The organism is Nocardia sp. NBC_01730, assembly GCF_035920445.1.
GTDB lineage: Bacteria > Actinomycetota > Actinomycetes > Mycobacteriales > Mycobacteriaceae > Nocardia.
Map to the genome: position 1 here is coordinate 5769494 of NZ_CP109162.1, position 19989 is coordinate 5789482.

Consider the following 19989-nt stretch of genomic DNA (forward strand, 5'->3'; position numbering starts at 1 on the left):
TTCGACGCTACGTCCAATCGGCGCTCCGGTCGACGTAAAGCTCGCGACGCAGGCGTGCGCCGACCAGGGGAGTCAGCTCGCGGGCTGGCAGGCGTCGCGGAGCGAACACGCGCCGCAGGCGCTGCCGCAGCCGCCGACCTCGACGGGCGGGGCAATCGCCTCGGCCGCCTGCGCGGCGGCGTTGGCGCCCGTACCCAGGGTGAACAGCGCGACGGCCGCAACAACGGCCGCGACAAGGAGCGCGACGATCCCGCTCGCGGCCAGCGTGACGAGACCACCGGCGAACAGCAGGGCCCCGGCCGCAATGGATGTGGGAGCGGCGACACGGTTCGCCACACGGAAGGTTTCGTCGCTCGACAGCGCGGCCTCGGTGTGCACCCCGACGAAACGGTTGCGGGGCAGCCGACCGGTCAGCCCGAGCGCGCCGGTTGTGATAGCCACGACAGCCAGCACGAACAGGACGGGAGCGACGACGAACACCCATGCAGGCTAGCGCATCCGTGTCAACCGGCCGCTGCCGGGCCGTGCACCGAGCGACACGAAGGGAAGTCCAGGCCAGCCCGATTTTCGGTCTTGGAGACCGGACGTTCTACGCTGATAGACGAAGTTTGTCTGGGATTCGGCGATCACAAGAAGGCAGGACCGTGCAGGACACACGTGCAACCGAAAGCGCTGTACCAGAGCACCGGTACAGCGCGGAGCTTGCCGGCCGCATCGAGCGCCGGTGGCAGCGGACGTGGGATGAGCGCGGAACCTTCCACGCGCCGAATCCGGTGGGCCCGCTCGCCGGGACGACCCCGGCCGACAAGCTGTTCGTGCAGGACATGTTTCCCTACCCCTCCGGCGCCGGTCTGCATGTCGGGCATCCGCTGGGTTATATCGCCACCGACGTCTTCGCCCGCTACCACCGCATGCACGGCCGCAATGTGCTGCACGCCCTCGGCTACGACGCGTTCGGCCTGCCCGCCGAGCAGTACGCGGTGCAGACCGGCGCGCACCCGCGGGTGACCACCGAGTCGAACATCGCCACCATGCAGCGTCAGCTGGACCGGCTCGGTCTCGGCCATGACCGGCGCCGCTCGTTCGCGACCACCGACCCGGAGTACTACCGCTGGACCCAGTGGATCTTCCTGCGCATCTACCACGCCTGGTACGACCAGGAGTCCGGTCGCGCCCGCCCGATCGCCGAACTGGAAGCCCAATTCGCCTCCGGCGCGCGGACCGCCCCTGGCGGGCAGGACTGGGCCACCATGACCGCCGCCGAGCGCAGCGCGCTGGTGGATTCGTATCGCCTGGTCTACCAAACCGATTCGATGGTCAACTGGTGTCCCGGCCTCGGCACCGTGCTCTCGAACGAGGAGGTCACCGCCGAGGGACGCAGCGAGCGCGGGAATTTCCCGGTGTTCCGCAAGCGGCTGTGGCAGTGGATGATGCGCATCACCGCCTACGCCGACCGGCTGGTCGACGATCTGGACGACCTGGACTGGCCGGAGAACGTGAAGGCCATGCAACGCAACTGGATCGGGCGCTCGCGTGGTGCGCAGGTGAAGTTCGACGCGGACGGCGAGCAGATCGAGGTCTTCACCACCCGGCCCGACACCCTGTTCGGTGCGACCTACGTCGTGCTGGCACCGGAGCACGAGCTGGTCGACAAGCTGACCGCCGCCGCGTGGCCCGAAAACACCGACCCTCGCTGGACCAACGAAGGCGCCGCCACTCCCGCGGATGCCGTCGCGGCCTACCGCAAGTCGATCGCGGCCAAGTCGGATCTGGAGCGCCAGGAGAGCAAGGAGAAGACCGGCGTCTTCCTCGGCACCTACGCCACCAACCCGGTCGACGGCGTCCCCGTGCCGATCTTCATCGCCGACTATGTGCTCAGCGGCTACGGCACCGGCGCGATCATGGCGGTGCCCGGCCACGACCAGCGCGACTGGGATTTCGCCACCATGCTCGGCCTGCCGATCAAGGAGGTCATCTCCGGCGGCGACATCACCGCCTCGGCCCACTCGGGCGAGGGCGAACTGGTGAATTCCGACTACCTGAACGGGCTTTCGGTCGAGGACGCCAAGGCGACGGTGATCGCCCGGCTGGAGGCCGACGGTCACGGCACCGGCACCATCCAGTACAAGCTGCGCGACTGGCTGTTCGCCCGCCAGCGGTACTGGGGCGAGCCGTTCCCGATCGTCTACGACGAGCAGGGCGCACCGCACGCGCTGCCGGAATCCATGCTGCCGGTGCGGCTTCCGGAACTGGACGACTTCGCACCGGTGACCTTCGACCCGGACGACGCGTCTTCCGAGCCGTCGCCGCCGCTGGCCAAGGCCACCGACTGGGTGCACGTCGAACTGGATCTGGGCGACGGACCGAAGAAATATCGGCGCGACACGAACGTGATGCCGAACTGGGCGGGCAGCTCCTGGTACCAGCTGCGCTACGCCGACCCGACCAACACCGAGACGTTGTGCGCCAAGGAGAACGAGGCGTACTGGCTGGGCCCACGCACCGAGGTCGGCGGCCCGAACGATCCGGGCGGCGTTGACCTGTACGTCGGCGGCGTCGAGCACGCGGTGCTGCACCTGCTGTACGCGCGCTTCTGGCAGAAGGTGCTGTTCGACCTTGGCGATGTCACCGGCTCGGAGCCGTACCGGCGACTGTTCAACCAGGGCTACATCCAGGCGCACGCGTACACCGACGAGCGCGGCGCGTATGTGCCCGCCGCGGAGGTGGTCGAACGGGACGGCAAGTTCTTCTGGACGGACACCACCGGCGCCGAGATCGAGGTGTTCCAGGAATACGGCAAGATCGGTAAGTCACTGAAGAACGCCATCTCCCCGGACGAGATGTGCGATCTGTACGGCGCGGACACCTTCCGCTTCTACGAGATGGCGATGGGTCCGCTGGACACCTCCCGTCCGTGGGCGACCAAGGACGTCGTGGGCGCGCACCGCTTCCTGCAGCGCTTCTGGCGACTTGTGGTGGACGAGGAGACCGGCGGTGTGCGAGTCACCGACGCCGGGCCGGCCGACGAGACGCTTCGGCTGCTGCACAAGACGATCGCCGGCGTGGACGAGGATTTCGCCGCGCTGCGTGACAACACGGCGGGCGCCAAGCTGATCGAGTTGACCAACCACCTGACCAAGACCTACCCGGATGGCACGCCGCGCGCGGTGGTCGAACCGATGGTGCTGATGCTGGCTCCGCTGTCTCCACACATCGCTGAGGAGCTGTGGGAACGCCTGGGCCACACCGCGTCCCTGGCGCACGGCCCGTTCCCGGTCGCCGATCCGGCGCTGCTGGTGGATGAGTCGGTCGAGTATCCGATCCAGGTGAACGGCAAGGTGCGCAGCCGAATTCAGGTGGCCGCCGACGCCGACAACGCGACGATCGAGGCTGCCGTGCTTGCCGACGAGAAGATCGCCACGCTGCTGAACGGGGCCGCGCCGCGCAAGCTGATCGTGGTGCCCGGCCGACTGGTGAACATCGTCGCCTGACAGCGCGTCCGAGAACTCCGTCGGGAGCGTGTGACGCCGTCCTTCTCGGACGTCCGGTGACCGATCTGTTAGGGGTCGGTCATCGGTTCCCGCGTCATCCGGACTGGTTTCACACACCTTCGGATAGGTGTGTCGGAGCCGTCCCGTCGGCGAGCGTTGTCAACCGGGACTCGGGCTTCGGGCTCCCGGACTCGGGCACAGATCCGAGTGGCGAGAATGACCCGCCTGCGGTAGCTCGTGCGGTCCCGTCGAGGCAGCGGTAGCCGCAGCCGGGTGGTTCGATCGCGCTGTCCCACTAAAGCCACAGGTCAGCGGCTGCTCAAGCATGGTGGGGACGAAGCACGATCTCGGTGGGGTGTCCGTCGCGCGGAGTGTCGATGGCGGCACGCACCGCACCCGCGACCGTTTCGGGAGTGAGGAACTCCTCGGGTTCGTACTCGCGGCCCTCGTCCGCGACGATCTGGCGCTGCATGTCGGTGTCGATGCGTCCCGGGTGAATCGAGGTCACCCGCAGCGCGGGCTCTTCCAGCCGCAGCGCGTCACCGAAGGCGCGCAGCCCGAATTTGCTCGCCGCGTAGGAAGCCCAGCCGGCGTTCGCGCGCAATCCGGCGCCCGAATTGATCAGCACCACATGGCCATTGCTCGCCCGCAGCGCGGGAAGCAGCAGCCTGGTCAGCTCGGCGACCGCGATCAGGTTGGCTTCCAAGGTCTTTCGCCACTGATCGACGGTGGAGTCCGCGATGGTGCCGAGATCAGCGACACCGGCGTTGTGCACCAGCACATCCAGGCGTCGGATCGGCGCGACTGCCGCGGCGACGGCGGAATAGTCGGTCAGCTCGACCGGCCACGCGGTCGCGTCGGGCACTTCCGCCAGGATGTCGCGCAACGCGTCCGCCGAGCGGGCACCGAGCAGCACATCGTGCGTCGGCGCTAGTTCACGCGCGATCGCGGCGCCGAGCCCGCGGCTGGCGCCGGTGATCAACGCGGTCGGTGTCCGGGTCACGGCGGAAGTCATGGACCCCACCGTAACCATCGGGAGAACATGCGGCGTAAGACCACAGCACTGAACGCAGGCAGAGCGATGCGGGCACGAATCGATCTGACGATCTCGGGCAGCTGATCACGGATGGAGGCATTCGAGAGTGCGAACCGCCGAACCCGAGCCAGCCGGTCGCCGGAGTGACGAGGGCGACTCGGACACCGCTGAGCGGGCATATCCGCGAGCGGCGTCGCAGAATAGGGGGATGCAAAACGCGGGCTTCACCCCAACCCAGCTCGCTGCCCGCGCCGCCTACCTGCTGCGTGGCAACGACCTGGGCACGATGACCACCGCCGCGCCGCGGCTGTATCCGCACATGTGGAGCTGGGACGCGGCGTTCGTCGCGGTCGGGCTGGCTCCGCTGAGCGTGGAGCGGGCGGTGATCGAGCTGGACACCCTGCTCTCGGCGCAGTGGAAGAACGGCATGATCCCGCACATCGTCTTCGCCAACGGCGTCGACGGCTACTTTCCCGGCCCGTCCCGCTGGGAGTGCCGCAATCTGGCCGCCAACGCGCCGGATGGCCCGGACACCTCCGGGATCACCCAGCCCCCGGTGCATGCCATCGCGGTCCAGCGGATTCTGGACCACTCGCGCAGACATGGCCGCAGCACCAGGTCCGTGGCCGAGGAGTTCCTCAACCGGCGCTGGCCGGACCTGGTGCGCTGGCACCGTTGGCTGGCGCACGCCAGGGACCCCAAGGAGACCGGCCGGATCACGCTGTACCACGGGTGGGAGTCCGGCATGGACAACTCACCCCGCTGGGACCGCGCCTACGAGAACGTGATCCCCGGCGACCTGCCGCCCTACCACCGCGAGGACTTGCTCGTGGTCGCCGATCCGACCCAGCGGCCCACCGACCGCGAGTACGACCGTTACCTGTGGCTGGTCGAGCAGATGCGCCGCGCGGGCTACGACGACTACCAGCTCGCCTCCACCATGAGCTTCGCCGTAGAGGACGTGTTCGTCACCGCGATCTTCGCGCTGGCCTGCGAGGTCCTGGCCAATATCGGCGAGGAGTACAAGCAGCCCAACGCCGACGTGCGCGACCTGTACACATGGGCCGACCGGTTCCGCGCTGGCGTCGTCGCGACGACCGACGCCCGCACCGGCGCCGCGCGCGACTTCGATGTGCGGTTGGGGCGGCGGATCGGCACCGAGACACTCGCCATGTTCGCGCCGCTGCTGTGCGGCGGCCTGCCGCGCAACACTGAACGCAGCCTGCTGCGGCTGTTCGAGGGCCCGCGCTTCTGCGGACATCCGGACCTGCGCTACGTGCTGCCGCCGTCCACTTCACCGGTGTCCAAGGACTTCCGCTCCCGTGAATACTGGCGCGGCCCGGTCTGGCCGGTGATGAGCTGGTTGTTCTCCTGGGTCTTCGCCCGGCGCGGCTGGGCCGAACGCTCGTTCATGCTGCGCGCCGAGGGATTACGCCAGGCCAGCGACGGCAGCTTCGCCGAGTACTACGAGCCGTTCACCGGGGAACCGCTCGGCAGCATGCAACAGTCCTGGACCGCGGCATCCGTACTGGACTGGCTGGGCTGACCCGCCTCCGGCGCAGGCCGTGCGCCGTCAGATGCTCTGTCCAGCAGATTCCCGTTACAGCGAATTACATCCCGGCAAGGTGATCCCAGACAGCGTCACCATGGCCGCCAAGAGCAGCAAGGGCAGCGACTTCACCGTGACATCCCCGACACCGCCTCACCTCCCCAGATCTGCAAGAAGTGACCTCACGGATCTGCTGGGCTCCGTCCCCCAGGCTGTACCGCCGGTGGACTGGGCCCAGGTCGAACACCGCCTCGGCTTCTCCGTCCCCCCTGACTACCGCAGTTGGGCCGCCACTTACCCCCAGATCACCATCGACGGCTTTCTGACCGTCTTCCACCCCGCAGCGCCGGCACCCAACCTGTTCACCGCCGACGCCCTCCTCGACTTCGACCGCGCGCTGCGCGACGTCGACCCCGACGACATCCCCTACCCCCTCCACCCCGAACCCGGCGGCCTCTACCCCTGGGGCACCACTGCCAACACCCACCGGCTCCACTGGTACCCGACACGTGGCCACATCGTCGTCATCGGCCGCGCCGGAAACTGGGAATGGCCCGGCACCATGAGCGAATTCCTCTCAGGCATCCTCACCCGCCAGTTGATCTGCCCGCTGTTCCCCGCCAACTTCCCCAGCCCCGGATTCACTACCCAGGCATACCAAGCCAGATAGCTGTATTCCTGTTCACCTCCGGAGCCGCTGGTACCCGATTGCCCAACGTGCAGGGTCCGACGCGGGCGAGGTCGGTGCCGACAGGAGGTTCCTCGGAGCACGAAGCCAGTCGTTGCGCTGCTGTGTAGCTATCCATTCACAACTGCCACATCCGCATCACTGGTAACATCTAGAGCAAGTCGCTATCGTCAAACGCCATGGACAACACTTGGTGGGACTCGACCACCCGTCGACGGGTTGCAGCGCTATCGCTGATCACACTGATCAGCGGCCTTTCAGCTACCATTCCGGTCGCCGCGGCCGCGCCGATCGGGCCGGACGTGTCGTCCTGGCAGCACGGCGACGGACGGCTGATCGACTGGTTCGCGGTCAGACGTTCCGGGCACGACTTCGCCATGGTCAAGGCCACCGAGGGCCTGAGCTACATCAACCCCTACTTCGTGCCCGACAGTCTGCTGATGCGTGCGGCGGGCATAGCTCGCGGGACGTATCACTACGCCCGGCCGAACCTGCCGCCCGAGCCGCAAGCCGCGATGTACGCGGCGGTGGCGCTCGGGCAGAACGGCCCGCTCGATTTGCCGCCGGTCCTCGACCTGGAGGACTCCGGCGGGCTCACCCCAGCGGCCCTGATCGACTGGACGCACCGGTACCTGAACACCGTCCAGGCGCTGACCGGCCGCCTCCCGATCATCTACACCTATCCCCGGTTCTGGCAGAGCGCGATGGCCGACACCAACGAGTTCACCAGATACCCCCTCTGGATCGCCGACTACCGCGGCAACGCCCAACCCGAGGTCCCCGGCGGCTGGCCTACCTGGACGTTCTGGCAGACCACCGACCGCGGCACCATCCCAGGCATTGCCGGTCGCACCGACCTCAACGTATACAGCGGCGCCCAAGGCGATTTCGCCCGGTTCGCGAACATGAGCGGGCTCACCGGAAGCGGATAGAACGGTGCGTCTTTCGAACACGATCGAACCATGGCCGAAATTCATGCAGCACAATCGATTACGGGAGGCCAAAAATTTCGCTGGTGTCGATCGCGAGAATCAGGACTCTCGTCGCGAAACCGGATCCGCCTGCGCCGGTTGGTGCCGCACTGTTCCCTCGCGCCGGTAAGGCACTGTCAGGTTGTGAATACGCAGCTTTGATAGCTCCTCGAAAGATACGTACTGGAACTGGGATTCAGATAGTCAGAGTCGCCGCGGCCATCCCTGTCGGTGTATAGACGGACGGTGGCGTTGGTCTTGTTTTCGATCAACCCCTGACCGATATCGATATTGTAGGTTCGATACTCGCCAGGATCGATGATCTGGTCGGAGTACCCCGAGGCGTTCTGGTAGGTAAAGGTGCCGACAGCCATGTTCTTGCCTCCGTTACGCAAGCAAAATCGATGTTGCTGCATGATAGCTCCTTCTCGTACCCTACTCCCTGATCACGCAGATTTCGCGGCATCGAGTCGCGCAGATCCAGATCGGAGCGATGCGAACGCTAGCGTGTTGAAGCCCTGTCTGAAATGGCCATGATTAGGTAGGTAGCAGAAGTTTTCCTGCAGTCGACGAGCTGACATGACAGTTGATGTCGAGTGGTTTGCGAGCATTATCCGAACAATTTCCGACAAGCTTTGAAATCGAGACATTTCCGACATATTAGTATGAGAATGTTCATCGCGTTGATGTTCGCGTCGACTAACGGTCGCGCGTCGGGTGATAATGGCTGGCTATATATGATTTCCCCGGAAAATATCGGCAATACACGCCGAATTTAATAACAGCCGCACTTGTTCCATACCTTCGCCGAGCACTCGGCGCGGTTCGACGACGACAACCTCGTATCGCCGGTGGTGGCGGCTCGGCAGATCTCGACCGGCTGGCGAAGGCGAGAACGCTGTCGCGCACCGCTTCGGGCAGACATTCGCATTCGAACTATTCGATGCAGCTCGATGCTCAGGACACGAGGGGTTGCTCGTCCGATTCGGTCAACTGCACGATGTACAACCCGCCGCGCTCGGCCTTGACGTCCGTCACCTCGAGTTGCGTGCCCGGCAAGAGGATGAATTCCTCTTCGTCGGTGAACGCGGAGAAATTCCGGATGCTCACGGCCCGGGTGGGGCGCACCTCGAAGAGTGTTCGCTTACCGCGACCACCGAGGAATGCCCGGGCCACGCTGGGCTCGGACGTGCAGGAAGATACTCCCCACCAGGTCACGGTCCGACCTCGCGAGTACTGTGCGCGCAGGTCGAGCGATACCCCACGCCACAACGGCTCGCTGCGGGCGGGAAGCTGTGACACGGCCGAGAACAGCAGCCGCAGGTACGGGAGGTACGGGGCGAGTTTCGCCCGGTCCGGGGAGCGCAGGACGATGTTGATCTGCCGATAGAACGCGGACTCGTGGGTGTAAAGGTGGAGTGCGGCAATCGCGTCGGCGGACAGACTCCCGGTCGTCTGGTCCGCCCGCCTCTTGCCGAACTCGTGCGACAACGCGGCGTGCCGGTCGAGACCGGACAGCAGCTTGGCGACCGGGGCGATGGCGTCGTGGAAGTCCATCAGCGGGGTCTCGAACACACCGGTGATCGCGGGGAGGACGAGCCCCTCGTCCTTGACGCTCGCGAGCCGTTCGAGGTACAGCTGGTGCAGCTCCATGGTGGACGCGATGAACGCGCCCATGCGTTCGGCGATGTCGTGGTCCGTCCCGCCGGCTTCCGCCGCAAGCTTGTTCCACCCTGTGCTCGGCAACCAGTCGATCTCATCGGCGCCCAGTGCTGCCAGCGCCGCGTTCACCGTTTCGAAATGGTCACCGTTGCAAAAGATATCGCCCTGCGCCGCCGGATTGGCGTGGTCTACATGCCGGACTTCGACCTGGGGGTACTTCTTCTGGAGTTGCAGGACAACCTTTTTCAAACTGCGGGCGTGGGCCCCCCACCACGCGAAGACAACACCACGGTCGGCCTCGTCGGCGTTCTGCTTGGCCCTGAGGATCTCTTCGACGATCCGCTCGGCAACGGGACGCCAGAACGCAGTGTGCTCTTCGGTTCCCATCACCCCGTCGCTACTGGCGGTGAGCGCCGCGTTCAGCAGCAGCACACCCTGAGTGAGCATCGCCTGGAACCATTCCGGCGGCTGGACGGCGTCCTGCTCGTGCAACAATGCACGAATATCGGCGATCGGGGTCTTCTTGGGTATGCCGTACTTCCACATCGCCGTTGCTTTGATAATGCAGCGGATGCTGATGACCCTTCCGAACTGGCTGTCCTTCCAATTGTGGAAGGCGTTGTCGAACATGGCGATGCCGGTGGCACTCTCCGGCCGCGGGTACGGGTTCTGGCCGAAGATGACGACCTTCCACTTGTGCGGTGGATGGGGCTTCAGCGCCTGGAAGGTCAGCTCCCGAACGGGGACGACATGCGGGCTACGGCCCGGACCCATGAACATGGCCGCGTCCGGCTGTGCCTCGATGACCGGCTTCAGCAGTGGAAGCCACGGTTCACCGCCGCCTTTGAACAATTCGGCAAGGTCCAGCGGATCATTCATGCTCACCATCGGCACTATAGGTCATGAAATCTCCTCTGGCAGCGGCCATGTCGGTGGGGCGCGGTAGCGTCGCGAACAGTGGTAAGAACCGCATCGCTATGGGAGTGGATCATGAGCAAAAACCGTATGCAGGCGTCGCTGAGGGTGGTGTTGACCGACATCAACCCGCACGTTGTGGAGGCGTGGCGGGCGGCATTCGCCGACAACCCCGAGATCGAGATCCATCGGGCCTCGATCCTTGATCAGCACGTCGATGCCTGGGTCACCCCGACCAACTCCCGGGGTCGGATGGACGGAGGGGTCGACGCGGTCATCAAGCGGCACCTCGGGGCGGGGATCCAACTGCGAGTGCAGCGGGCCATCCGTGATCAGTGCGCGGGAAGGCTTCCGGTGGGAAGCGCGGTGTGCGTTCCGTCCGGGGCGACCAACCCGAAGTTCCTGATCTCCACGCCGACAATGGAAACGTCCGCACAGAACGTCAGCGAGACCCTGAATGTGGCCTTGGCGTGTGCCGCCGGGTTCCAGGCGATCCACCGGCAGAACAACGAGGCGCCAGGCAGCATCGAGTCGGTGGCGCTGGTCGGCATGGGTGCCGAAACCGGCCGCGTGCCTGCCCGCGTCTGCGCCAACCTGATGTGGACGGGCTACACGTTGTTCAACGACTACCGGTTCGAAGACTACGACGACCTGCGCGGCACGATCTTCGCGCAACTCGACGACATCGAGAATGCGCCCAACGACCAGCGGGTACGCATCGCGCGACCCAAACGCACCGCGAACCGTCGCTGATCGACCGGCATCCTTGGACCGTGCGGTCGACCGGGTCCAGTGCACGTCATGGGCGGGAATCAATTCGGTTGTTGCGCAATAAAGTTACGTTGCGACGCAGAGGATCTCGGTTCGAGCCACCCAGGAAGCGTCGGCGATTCACGCTTATCCGGCCCGCGACATGTTCGCGTGCGAATGGCCGATCGCGTTATGGGAGGACAGCATGACCGAGTCCGTGATCCAGTTGCCTACCGCTGGAGAGTCGGTGTTCGACACCTATGAGCGGATCCGCCGCCGCGGTCCGATCGTCGAGATCGAACTTCCCGGAAACGTCGCAGCCTGGATGGCGGTGAGCCACCGAGCGGTGAGCGAAGTCCTCGCCGGCGACGGCACGCTGTTCAGCAAGAACGCGAAGAACTGTCCCGCGCTCCACGACGGCACCATCGCGGCCGATTGGCCACTGCGCGCGCTGACCGACATCGACCACATGCTCAACAAGGACGGCGAGGACCACCGGCGGATGCGCAAGACGATCAGCCGGGCGTTCAGCACCGGCAGAGTGGCCGCGCTCGAACCGCGAATCCAGCAGATCGCCTCCGAACTGATCGACGTTCTTCCCGACGGGCCCGACGAAATCGACCTCGTTCCGGGTTACACGACACCACTGCCGGTACGAGTGATCTGCGAGCTGTTCGGAGTAGCGCCGAGCGAACAACCGCAGATCCGGAGCTGGGCAACCACATTTGTCTCGCATACCAGCACCGGCGACCAAATGCAGGCAGCTATGCAGGGCATAATCGGCTACCTGACCGAGTTGCTCGATCGGAAACGACACACACCTGGTGAGGACCTCACATCGGCCCTGCTGCAAGCCAACGTCGAGGACGGACTGACCGACAACGAGCTGGTCGACATGCTCTGGTTGGTAATCATCGCCGGGCACGAGACGACTGTGCATCTGCTGGGCAACGCGATCATCGCGCTGTGCACCCATCCCGAGCAACTCGCCGCAGCTCGCGCCCAGGACCGGTGGAAAGAAGTTGTGGAGGAGGCCCTGCGCTTTCGCTCGTCGGCGTGCACCATGTTCAACCGGTACGCACTGCGGGATGTCTGTATAGCTGGGGTCGATATTCCCGCAGGCGCCATTGTCGGGTGGGACGCCGGTGTGGGGCGGGATCCAGAGCGGCACCAGAATGCCGACGTTTTCGATATCACCCGCGACCACCGCGACCAGTTGGCTTTCGGACACGGACCGCACTTCTGCCTCGGCGCGCCGCTCGCGCGGCTGGAGAGCCGAATTGCGTTGTCGACATTGTTCAACCGATTCCCGCGGTTGAGTCTCGGCTGTGATCCTGCGCTGATTCCATACAGTCCGCAGATCATCACCTGCGGTCCTCTCACCTTGCCGGCGCTCCTGGATCCAGCTGGGTAATCGCTCGAACCCTCGAGGCTGCCCGGTGCCTCATGCCACACCGCATGTTGCGATGACAACCAATCATCGCAACTGGTCGCTTGCTGAACGCCCGATCGTCTGCATGTCTCCCCAACAACGAGAATCCGCGACAGTAGGTAGGTACTGTCGCGTGCAGTGGATTTGGGGGCAATGGGCGTCGTCCTACATGCGATCGAGGTGTGACAATGCAGTATTCCGAGCTGACCGTGGACGGCGTAGACACCTGGAACACCATCAGCGACAGCTTCGTCCCAATGGATCATCGGTATCGTGACCCGCTCAGCGTGCGTGTCCGGCTGACCGTTCAGGATACGGCCGCATACACCTTGCTACGGACCGAGCAGTATGCAGATCAGCTGGTCTCCCGCACTTCGTCGCACGTCCGCAGAGGACCCGACTGCTTTTACTGGATGGTTCTCCCCCATCAGGGGGCGTTCACTTTTCGGGAGGATGACACCGTTACGCCAATCGCGCCCGGTCGCGCGTTGCTGATGAGGCTGGACCAGGCGTGGCAGCTGCACATGCCCCGCTCTGTCGCTTACGCGTTCCGGATACCGCGTGGAGAGGTCGATCGGCGGTTGTCCTCCGCCGGGCCGCGGCGAACGGTGCTCGACATGGAGTCCGGCCTGGGCCGAGTCGTGCGGAGCATGATCACCGAAACACATGCCGCGCACGCGGCGCTCTCCGCGCGGGAATTCGATGCGGTCTGCGATCGGATCGGTGAGCTGCTGTGCATGATGTCGATGGGGGATATGTCACCTCAGCAGGCTCACCTGGCCGAAACGGCTGAGGCCGTCAGGCGATTCGTGCGAGAGAACGTGGGCGTCGGCGACATTCGGTTACCGGCGGTGGCACACGTGCTCGGCTGGTCACCCCGGCAGCTGCAGTTCGCTTTGCAGCAGACTGGCACCACTTATCGGGAGATACGGCAGGACGAGGCACTGCACGCCGCCCGTGACATGCTGTCGCAACCCGGCCCGCAGGCACTGTCCATCGGTGAGATCGCGGCGCGCTGTGGCTTCACCAAAACATGGTTTTCCACGGCATTCAAAGCACGATATGGCGAAACTCCGCGGGATTTCCAAAAACGCCGGCTGACCGAGAATGCCAGGCCAGCCGACGATGGCCATTACTAGACGGATTACGGCCGAGCCGGGAACTGACCACGCCGGCCGGCGGTCTCAGGCGCCGACGCGACCGCCGTTCTTCTTCCACACCACCGCGACCGACGGGCGCGGCTGACCGGCTCCGCCGTCCGGCCAGTGCGAGAGCGGGTTTTCCGGGCTCGCGTCATCGGCCTCGCCTGGGTGCTGCACGCACACGATGACCCGCGACTCGGTGACCACCGGGCCACAGGTCTCCGCGCCGCGGGGGACGGTGAGGAACTGTTTGGTCTCGCCGCGGTTCGGGCCGTCGAGGACGACCGAGAACAACCCGTCATTCGACTTCAGCGCGTTGCCGTCGGTGGAGATCCACAGGTTGCCGTATGGGTCGAAGGCCAGGTTGTCGGGGCAGGATATCGGGCTCACCTTGGACTTGGCATATCCGGCGAAATAGGTGTCCGCGGCCGCGGGATCGCCGCAGACCAGCAGCAGCGACCAGGTGAACGTAGTGCCGGTGTGGTTGTCGTCGATCTCCAGGACTTGGCCGTTCTTGTTCAGATTGCGCGGGTTCGCCTCGTCCGGGCCCTGCTTGCCCGCCGCGCCCCGGTTGTCATTATTGGTCAGGGCGACGTACACCTTGCCGGTATACGGGTTGGCCTCGAAGTCTTCCGGGCGGTCCATCTTGGTGGCGCCGACCTTGTCCGCGGCCAGCCGGGTGAACACCGCGACCTCTTCGGCACTCATGCCCTCGACAAGCGACTTGCCTTTGCCTTCCGGCCCGGTCTCGAGCAGCGGAATCCACTGGCCGGTTCCGGTGAAACCCTTGTCCGACGGCTTGATTCCGGTGCCGTCGATCTTGTCCGCGTGATCGCCGTCGAGCTTCGCGACGTACAGTGTGCCCGCGTCCAGGATGGTCAGGTTGTGCCGCATGCTCGCGGCGCCGTTTCCCGCCTGGGTCTTGCGCGATGACACGAATTTGTACATGTAGTCGAACTTTTCGTCGTCGCCGGTGTAGGAGACGACATCGCCGTTCTTCGTGACATAGATGGTGGCGCCCTCGTGCTTGAGCCGCCCCATCGCGGTGTGCTTGATCGGTGTCGAGGTCGGATCCCACGGATCGACCTCGACGACGTAACCGAATCGGTTGGCCTCGTTGGGTTCCTGTGCGAGATCGAAACGCTTGTCCGCGCGTTCCCACTGGTAGACGGTCCCGCCCGCAGCGACGCCGTATCGCTTCAGTCGCGCCGCGGCGGCGGATTCGGTCACCTTGTCGCCGTTGGCGAAATAGGCGTGGAAGTTCTCCTCGCCGGAAAGCACTGTGCCCCAGGGGGTCAGGCCGCCGGAACAGTTGGCGAAGGTGCCGAACACCTTGGTGCCGGTCGGGTCGGCCGAGGTCTTGACGAAGTCGCTGCCCGCAGCGGGGCCCGTCAGCTCGAACTCGGTCTTCGCGGTGATCCTGCGGTTGTACTTGCCGAAAGCGGGAACGAGCTTGCCCGACCCCGATTCGCCCTTCACCTCGACCACGGTCAGGCCGTGCGCGGCCATGGTGATCGCGATCTGCTCGTCGGTCGGCGCGTCCTTGTGGTAGCCGCGGAACATGTGCGGGGAAGTCGTGTACTCATGGTTGACCACCAACAAGTAGCTGTTCGCCTGACCCTCGATCGGCAGCAGGGCGGCGAAGTCGTTGTTGTAGCCGAACTGCTTGGCCTGCGCCGCGGCGGTCTGCTTGTCGAAGTCGAACGCGGGCGCGTCGGCGAACAGCGGGTCGCCCCAGCGGATGACGACGGACTGCTCGTAGCCGTCCGGAATCACCACGGCGTCTTCTCTGTTCGGCGCGACGGCCGTGAAGTCGGTCCCGGTTCCCGGTGGACCCGCGGGCGAGGTGGACACCACCGCGGTCGGCTCGCTGTCGTCGCCGCAGGCCGCGAGGACGCTGCCCGCGCCGACCGCGAGCACCGCGGCCGCGCCGCCCTTGATCAACCCGCGCCGGTTCAGCGAGCTGACGACGTCACCGAAGTACGCACCGGCGGACGTGTTCGGCGCCTCGTGGAAGCATGCGTTCGCGCACTTGTATTCACACGTCACGGCGGCGCGCGACGACTGGCCGTCATGCTGCACGAAAAGGGCGAGTGGCTGAAGACTCACGGTGACTCCTGGGTTGGACCGATGGCCCGCACGGTAGACCATCCGGACAATACGGAAAAGACGACAAGGTGAACAGCCGCCCAATTAGGCAATCCTCAACTTGCCGGGCCACCGGCAAGCACAAAAGCGAATGCCGCGTCGTTCGACAATCTCGAACCGACGCGACATTCGCTGTGGCGGCTGCCTCGGCCTTGCTCGGCCCGGCGGGGCCGCGGACGAACTTCGTCCGGCTGCGCCCATCAGGCATTGACCGGAAGGGCGATGACGACCTCGCTCTCGTTCTCGGGCAGATAGTGCGCCCGCAGGATGCGCCCGACCTGCACCTGTCCGACACTGCCCGGTGCCAGGAACTTCGTCACCCGGGTAGCGAAGGACAACCCGTCCGGCCGGGTGACCACCAGACCGAGTTCGACTTCGGAGTGGCCGTCGCGGATCGTGCCGGTGACCGACAGCGACCGCACCACCGCCTGGGTGGCGATGCCACGCTCGGCGATGTCGAGCTTGTGCTGGGTGGTGATGCCCTTGCGGATCAGCGACTCGTTCAGCGCCTGCTGCGCCGCGGACGCGTCGCCGGACAGATCGACCTCGACCTTGTCGGTCCGATCCGGCAGATAGCGCACCGGAAGCACAACACCGGGCCGCAGCAGCGCGAGCTGGGTGAGCGGCACGATCATCTTCGCGCTCGAGTGGAAGATCTTGCCGTCCGCGCCCTCGACGCTGAATTCGACGCGGACCTGCGGCTGATCGTTGAGCGTAAGCCCGGTCTGCGCGAACGATTCGATGGTGCCGAGGCCGGTCAGGCCGTCGCGGAACTCCGAGCTGTTTCGGCCGGTGAGCGCCGCGACGATGCCCTCGCCGGTGAACGCGAACACCACGATGACCGAGGTGATCGCGATGATCGGCAGCGACATCTGCCAACCGACCCAGCCGAAGACAACGGAATCGAATTCATCGGAAGGGACGTAGGTGAGGCCGTGGAACAGGTAGTAGCCGACCGCCGCGACAGCGAGTGCGAGGGTGATCGATCGGACCATTTTCATGACATTCCTTTGATATTCCATGTTTTCGGGATTCCACTGCGCCCGTCATCCCGGTGGAGCGACCGGGATGACGGAGCGGGAAGTGGTGGGAAGGAGGGATCAGGCGCCGACGATGGTCGAGCAGGCGAAGGTGATGTCGAACTTCGACGACTTCGGGCCGGCCAGCGGGTTGGTCAGATCGGGGGCACCGACGCCCTCACCGGTGACCTTGTAGGTGTTGCCGTCCTTCACGACCTTCGCCGAGCCACCCGGCATGCCGTTGCCGAAGCCGACCGCGTAGGGCAGTCCGTTGTCGCCGCCCTTGCTGCCCGCGATCGCGACAGCCTGCACGGTGTCGGCGTCGGTGATGGTCGCGCTCACCGAGAGATTGCCGTAGACGCCGTTTTCGGTGTCGGTCAGCGCCAGCGCCAGCGTCCCGCCCTGCTTGGCGCAGGTGGTGGAGAACTTCGCGTCGAAGGCCTTGCCGTCAACCGACGCGATCGACTTGCCTGCCGGAGCGGCCGGGCCCGGCTTCGCCGAGGAAGGCGCCGGCGCGGCGGGGGAGCTGCCGGAGTCGCTGCATCCGGTGACGAACAGTGCGACGGCGGCGGACGCGGCGAGAGCAAGGGAGGAGATGCGGACCGAAGTGGCGTTCATGATGTGTCCTAGTGGTTCGTGGGGCGACGCCCCGGTCTTTTGTTTCGTTCGGCCCACCGTGTGAAGCCGATGCGAGAAACGTATGAACGGTTCGCGCCCTACCGATCCCAGGTTTTGCACGGGGGCCGCGAACACGCAGCGCCGCAGGCGCTGCAGAATGATCGAATGCGACGACCGCGCGCCATGGTGCTCGACGAGGTGTGGCGCAGGATCGAGGGTGTCGAACCGCTCAGTGGCCCGCACGGCGGTCCGTTGCGTCGCACCGTGAAGCTCGTGCTCGACCCGTTGGTGATCCGCCCCGTGCAGCATCCGCTGTGCGCGGGCGCCGTGCTCACGGCCGACGGTGCGGTGCTGCTGGAGGCGCGTGTTCAGGCCGCGGCCGACGTGCTGCGTGCCACGGCGGCCTGGTTCACGGTGCTCAAGCAGGTCCGGCGGGCGTTGCGAATCACCGAGGGGCATCCGCAGGATCTGTACTTCCAGCGCTGCTTCGAGCTGGCGACCACCTCCGGCATGCCGGAGGTGGCGCAGGCGCGTGCCGTCGCGGAGGCCACACTGCGCGATGTCCACGAGTACGCCGCGGGCCGCACTACGCAGGCGCTGAAGACCTACCTGACCGACCACACGCGGGAGCGGGGGCTGACCGAGCTGCTCGATATCGCGTGGCGGCGGCGGCCGTTGACCGGCCCGGCGAGCGGTAACCATGCGGCGCAGGTACGTGATCTGCTGGATGCCTGCGCCGCCGCACGACTCGGCCGAGACACGGGCGACGGGCAGCCCGCGCTGGATGGTCTCGTCGCCAGGTATGCCGGAACGCACATGGGAATTCGGTTGTGGCAGATCGAATCCGGGCATTCGGCAACAGAACTCGGCCTCACCGCGCATCCGGTGCCGCGACAGCCCGCGATCGGCGCCTCCGCCTCGAAATCCACGTTGGGACTGCCGTTCGACCGCACCGTCTACGAGCGTGTGTTCACCGTCCTGCAGGCATCCAGCGACCGCGCCGAGTTGCCGCCGATCCCGGAGCTGGTTGCCGCCGAGATCGCCAGGAGCTGTGCACCGTGGGCGCTGCTCGACGAGTCGCTGCGCGTCGCGGCGACGGTGGGGGTGGAGCTGGCGGTCGGTCTGGTGCCGATCGATCACCGGAAACAGCGGCTTTCGAGCGACCGGTATCTGCGCTTGGCCGAAAACGATTCGGCCACTGCGGCGCATCAAGTGGTGAACAGTCGCTGGCAGCGGGAGGCTTACGTGCTGCAGGCGCGGCGGCTGGTGGTGTCCGCGGACGACGCCGGAGCGTCCACCGGACCGCTCGCGGCCATCGCCGCTGAGCTGACCACGCCATGGCGGCCGTACCTGCGCCGGCTGTGGGTTCGTCTGCACGGCAGGGATGTCCGGGAGTTCGCGATCTACGATCCGGACGAACTGTGGGATCTGCTCGACGGCGTGGTGCGCTCGGTCATTCTGGACCATCGAACGCGGGTCAAACAGGCGCTCAGTGTGCGGGCGAGCGCGGGTGAACCGGACGCGGCGGAATCGAGGGCGAGCTGATGAGCGCGACCGTACGCATCCGGCATCGAGACGGCCTGTGGATCATCGCGCCGGACGGTGCGCCGACGGTGCTCGACAGCGCGGCCGGGATCGATGTGCTCGTGCTCGAGGTGGTGGGCGGGCACCTGACCTGGAGCCTGCTCGGCGGACAGGTGACACCGGCGGCGGTGATCGACGACCGCGCGCTCGCGCAGGACTGGATCTGGGCCGTGTTCGGCGCGGAGGTGGCCCTGGCTCTGGACGAATTCGGCGGGGGTAGAACGGAATTCACCGCCGCGCCCGCACTGCCGGAACTCGCGGCGCGCGCATGGCGGCTCGGCTACGCCCACTGGGCGGCGCGCTGGTGGCCTGCGTCGACCCTGGACGGCATCGCGCCGCTCGACGCCCGGTTGCTCGCGGACGAGATCGCCGCGTTGAGCGAGGAATGCGAGCTGATCGTCGACGGAGCGGACGCGCCGCCGGCCGAGGAGCACGAGATCGCCGATGTTCCGACGCGGGCCGAGGACTACGCGTTGGCCGCCGGACTCGCGACCGCCGCGCCTGGCGAACTGGTATTGGCCAGAGGAACCTGCGGGTGGAACTGGCGCCGATGCCCGCCCGGCCTGCTCGATGCCTCCGAGCGCGCGGTGTCCTGGGCAGTGGTGCGCGAGGCGGGCAGCACGATTGTGCGAGTGCACGCGGTCGCCGCGCCGCTCTCGCCAACGGATACGCCGCCGCACCTGCGTCCGCTCGCTGTGATCCGGACCGCCACCGACGCCGCCGAGGTACCCCTGACTCGCGATGGCGAAATCTGGAACGCCTCGACAACGGCCCCGACCGGTGCGGAATCGGGTGTGACCGTGGATATCTACGTGCCCGGTGTCGGCGTGGACGAGCCGGAGCCGGACGCCGCCACGCGTCGCGAGCAGGTGCGCGAGCTGGTCACGGCCCGGCTGCGCCGCACGGCCGACGGGCCCGACAACCCCGTCGAGGCTCCGCTGCTCGCCGAAATCGCCGCGGCTGCTCCGGATTCGGATTTCTGAT

16 protein-coding genes are annotated in these 19989 nt (G+C 66.0%); 9 read left to right on the forward strand and 7 right to left on the reverse strand.

Features of this window, described 5'->3' with window-relative positions:
- Nucleotides 1–72: 72 nt before the first annotated feature.
- On the reverse strand, nt 73–480 hold the full coding sequence (locus OHB12_RS24100; protein WP_327110878.1) for an SdpI family protein: 408 nt from the start codon (nt 478–480) through the stop codon (nt 73–75).
- A gap of 164 nt (nt 481–644) precedes the next feature.
- On the opposite strand from OHB12_RS24100, the gene leuS reads away from it, so the two are divergent.
- Nucleotides 645–3491: a leucine--tRNA ligase gene (gene leuS, locus OHB12_RS24105; protein WP_327110880.1), complete on the forward strand. Its 2847-nt coding sequence runs from the start codon at nt 645–647 to the stop codon at nt 3489–3491.
- A gap of 319 nt (nt 3492–3810) precedes the next feature.
- On the opposite strand, the gene OHB12_RS24110 is transcribed toward leuS, so the two are convergent.
- The gene (locus OHB12_RS24110; protein WP_327110882.1) at nt 3811–4506 is read right to left on the reverse strand and encodes an SDR family oxidoreductase; all 696 of its coding nucleotides are present in this window, start codon (nt 4504–4506) and stop codon (nt 3811–3813) included.
- 229 nt (nt 4507–4735) lie between these two features.
- Between OHB12_RS24110 and ggh the strand changes: the two genes are divergently transcribed.
- The 3 genes from ggh to OHB12_RS24125 all read left to right on the forward strand — a co-directional run bounded on the left by ggh (nt 4736) and on the right by OHB12_RS24125 (nt 7696).
- Nucleotides 4736–6073 carry a glucosylglycerate hydrolase gene (gene ggh, locus OHB12_RS24115; protein ID WP_327110884.1) on the forward strand — a complete coding sequence of 446 codons (1338 nt, stop codon included), beginning with the start codon at nt 4736–4738 and terminating at the stop codon, nt 6071–6073.
- A gap of 100 nt (nt 6074–6173) precedes the next feature.
- Entirely contained in the window at nt 6174–6746 is a 573-nt protein-coding gene (locus OHB12_RS24120) for a hypothetical protein (RefSeq protein WP_327110886.1), read from the forward strand.
- 197 nt (nt 6747–6943) lie between these two features.
- Nucleotides 6944–7696, forward strand: a complete 753-nt coding sequence (locus OHB12_RS24125) for a glycoside hydrolase family 25 protein (protein WP_327110887.1) — start codon at nt 6944–6946, stop codon at nt 7694–7696.
- Between the two features lie 176 nt (nt 7697–7872).
- Here the strand turns inward: OHB12_RS24125 and OHB12_RS24130 are convergent, their stop codons facing one another.
- Nucleotides 7873–8151: a hypothetical protein gene (locus OHB12_RS24130; RefSeq protein WP_327110889.1), complete on the reverse strand. Its 279-nt coding sequence runs from the start codon at nt 8149–8151 to the stop codon at nt 7873–7875.
- Between the two features lie 541 nt (nt 8152–8692).
- On the reverse strand, nt 8693–10276 hold the full coding sequence (locus OHB12_RS24135; RefSeq protein WP_327110891.1) for an ADP-ribosyltransferase domain-containing protein: 1584 nt from the start codon (nt 10274–10276) through the stop codon (nt 8693–8695).
- Between the two features lie 111 nt (nt 10277–10387).
- Between OHB12_RS24135 and OHB12_RS24140 the strand changes: the two genes are divergently transcribed.
- The 3 genes from OHB12_RS24140 to OHB12_RS24150 all read left to right on the forward strand — a co-directional run bounded on the left by OHB12_RS24140 (nt 10388) and on the right by OHB12_RS24150 (nt 13633).
- Nucleotides 10388–11065, forward strand: a complete 678-nt coding sequence (locus tag OHB12_RS24140; protein WP_327110893.1) for a macro domain-containing protein — start codon at nt 10388–10390, stop codon at nt 11063–11065.
- A 202-nt stretch (nt 11066–11267) separates the two neighbouring features.
- Nucleotides 11268–12476: a cytochrome P450 family protein gene (locus OHB12_RS24145; protein ID WP_327110895.1), complete on the forward strand. Its 1209-nt coding sequence runs from the start codon at nt 11268–11270 to the stop codon at nt 12474–12476.
- 206 nt (nt 12477–12682) lie between these two features.
- On the forward strand, nt 12683–13633 hold the full coding sequence (locus tag OHB12_RS24150; RefSeq protein WP_327110897.1) for a helix-turn-helix transcriptional regulator: 951 nt from the start codon (nt 12683–12685) through the stop codon (nt 13631–13633).
- Between the two features lie 45 nt (nt 13634–13678).
- On the opposite strand, the gene OHB12_RS24155 is transcribed toward OHB12_RS24150, so the two are convergent.
- The 3 genes from OHB12_RS24155 to OHB12_RS24165 all read right to left on the reverse strand — a co-directional run bounded on the left by OHB12_RS24155 (nt 13679) and on the right by OHB12_RS24165 (nt 17421).
- A complete protein-coding gene (locus OHB12_RS24155) occupies nt 13679–15745 on the reverse strand; it encodes a PhoX family protein (RefSeq protein WP_327110899.1) in 2067 nt (688 codons plus the stop codon).
- Nucleotides 15746–15984: 239 nt separating this feature from the next.
- A complete protein-coding gene (locus OHB12_RS24160; protein ID WP_327110901.1) occupies nt 15985–16785 on the reverse strand; it encodes a hypothetical protein in 801 nt (266 codons plus the stop codon).
- Between the two features lie 99 nt (nt 16786–16884).
- The gene (locus OHB12_RS24165; protein WP_327110903.1) at nt 16885–17421 is read right to left on the reverse strand and encodes a lipoprotein LpqH; all 537 of its coding nucleotides are present in this window, start codon (nt 17419–17421) and stop codon (nt 16885–16887) included.
- 183 nt (nt 17422–17604) lie between these two features.
- Here OHB12_RS24165 and OHB12_RS24170 point away from each other — a divergent pair, with 183 nt between their 5' ends.
- Both OHB12_RS24170 and OHB12_RS24175 read left to right on the forward strand, forming a co-directional pair.
- Nucleotides 17605–18966, forward strand: coding sequence for a hypothetical protein (locus tag OHB12_RS24170; RefSeq protein WP_327121379.1), 1362 nt, complete (start codon nt 17605–17607; stop codon nt 18964–18966).
- Complete coding sequence (locus OHB12_RS24175) at nt 18966–19988, forward strand: hypothetical protein (protein WP_327110905.1); 1023 nt, start codon at nt 18966–18968, stop codon at nt 19986–19988. The genes OHB12_RS24170 and OHB12_RS24175 overlap by 1 nt, the downstream gene beginning before the upstream one ends.
- Nucleotide 19989: the final 1 nt, after the last annotated feature.

Excerpts from the sequence above, each read along its gene's own strand:
- OHB12_RS24110 (WP_327110882.1), bottom strand. The coding sequence starts at position 4,506 with ATGACTTCCGCCGTGACCCGGACACCGACCGCGTTGATCACCGGCGCC.
- OHB12_RS24160 (WP_327110901.1), bottom strand. The coding sequence starts at position 16,785 with ATGAAAATGGTCCGATCGATCACCCTCGCACTCGCTGTCGCGGCGGTC.
- OHB12_RS24145 (WP_327110895.1), top strand. The coding sequence starts at position 11,268 with ATGACCGAGTCCGTGATCCAGTTGCCTACCGCTGGAGAGTCGGTGTTC.
- OHB12_RS24130 (WP_327110889.1), bottom strand. The coding sequence starts at position 8,151 with ATGCAGCAACATCGATTTTGCTTGCGTAACGGAGGCAAGAACATGGCT.
- OHB12_RS24140 (WP_327110893.1), top strand. The coding sequence starts at position 10,388 with ATGAGCAAAAACCGTATGCAGGCGTCGCTGAGGGTGGTGTTGACCGAC.
- OHB12_RS24150 (WP_327110897.1), top strand. The coding sequence starts at position 12,683 with ATGCAGTATTCCGAGCTGACCGTGGACGGCGTAGACACCTGGAACACC.
- OHB12_RS24165 (WP_327110903.1), bottom strand. The coding sequence starts at position 17,421 with ATGAACGCCACTTCGGTCCGCATCTCCTCCCTTGCTCTCGCCGCGTCC.
- OHB12_RS24135 (WP_327110891.1), bottom strand. The coding sequence starts at position 10,276 with ATGAATGATCCGCTGGACCTTGCCGAATTGTTCAAAGGCGGCGGTGAA.
- OHB12_RS24125 (WP_327110887.1), top strand. The coding sequence starts at position 6,944 with ATGGACAACACTTGGTGGGACTCGACCACCCGTCGACGGGTTGCAGCG.
- OHB12_RS24120 (WP_327110886.1), top strand. The coding sequence starts at position 6,174 with ATGGCCGCCAAGAGCAGCAAGGGCAGCGACTTCACCGTGACATCCCCG.
- ggh (WP_327110884.1), top strand. The coding sequence starts at position 4,736 with ATGCAAAACGCGGGCTTCACCCCAACCCAGCTCGCTGCCCGCGCCGCC.
- OHB12_RS24170 (WP_327121379.1), top strand. The coding sequence starts at position 17,605 with ATGGTGCTCGACGAGGTGTGGCGCAGGATCGAGGGTGTCGAACCGCTC.
- OHB12_RS24175 (WP_327110905.1), top strand. The coding sequence starts at position 18,966 with ATGAGCGCGACCGTACGCATCCGGCATCGAGACGGCCTGTGGATCATC.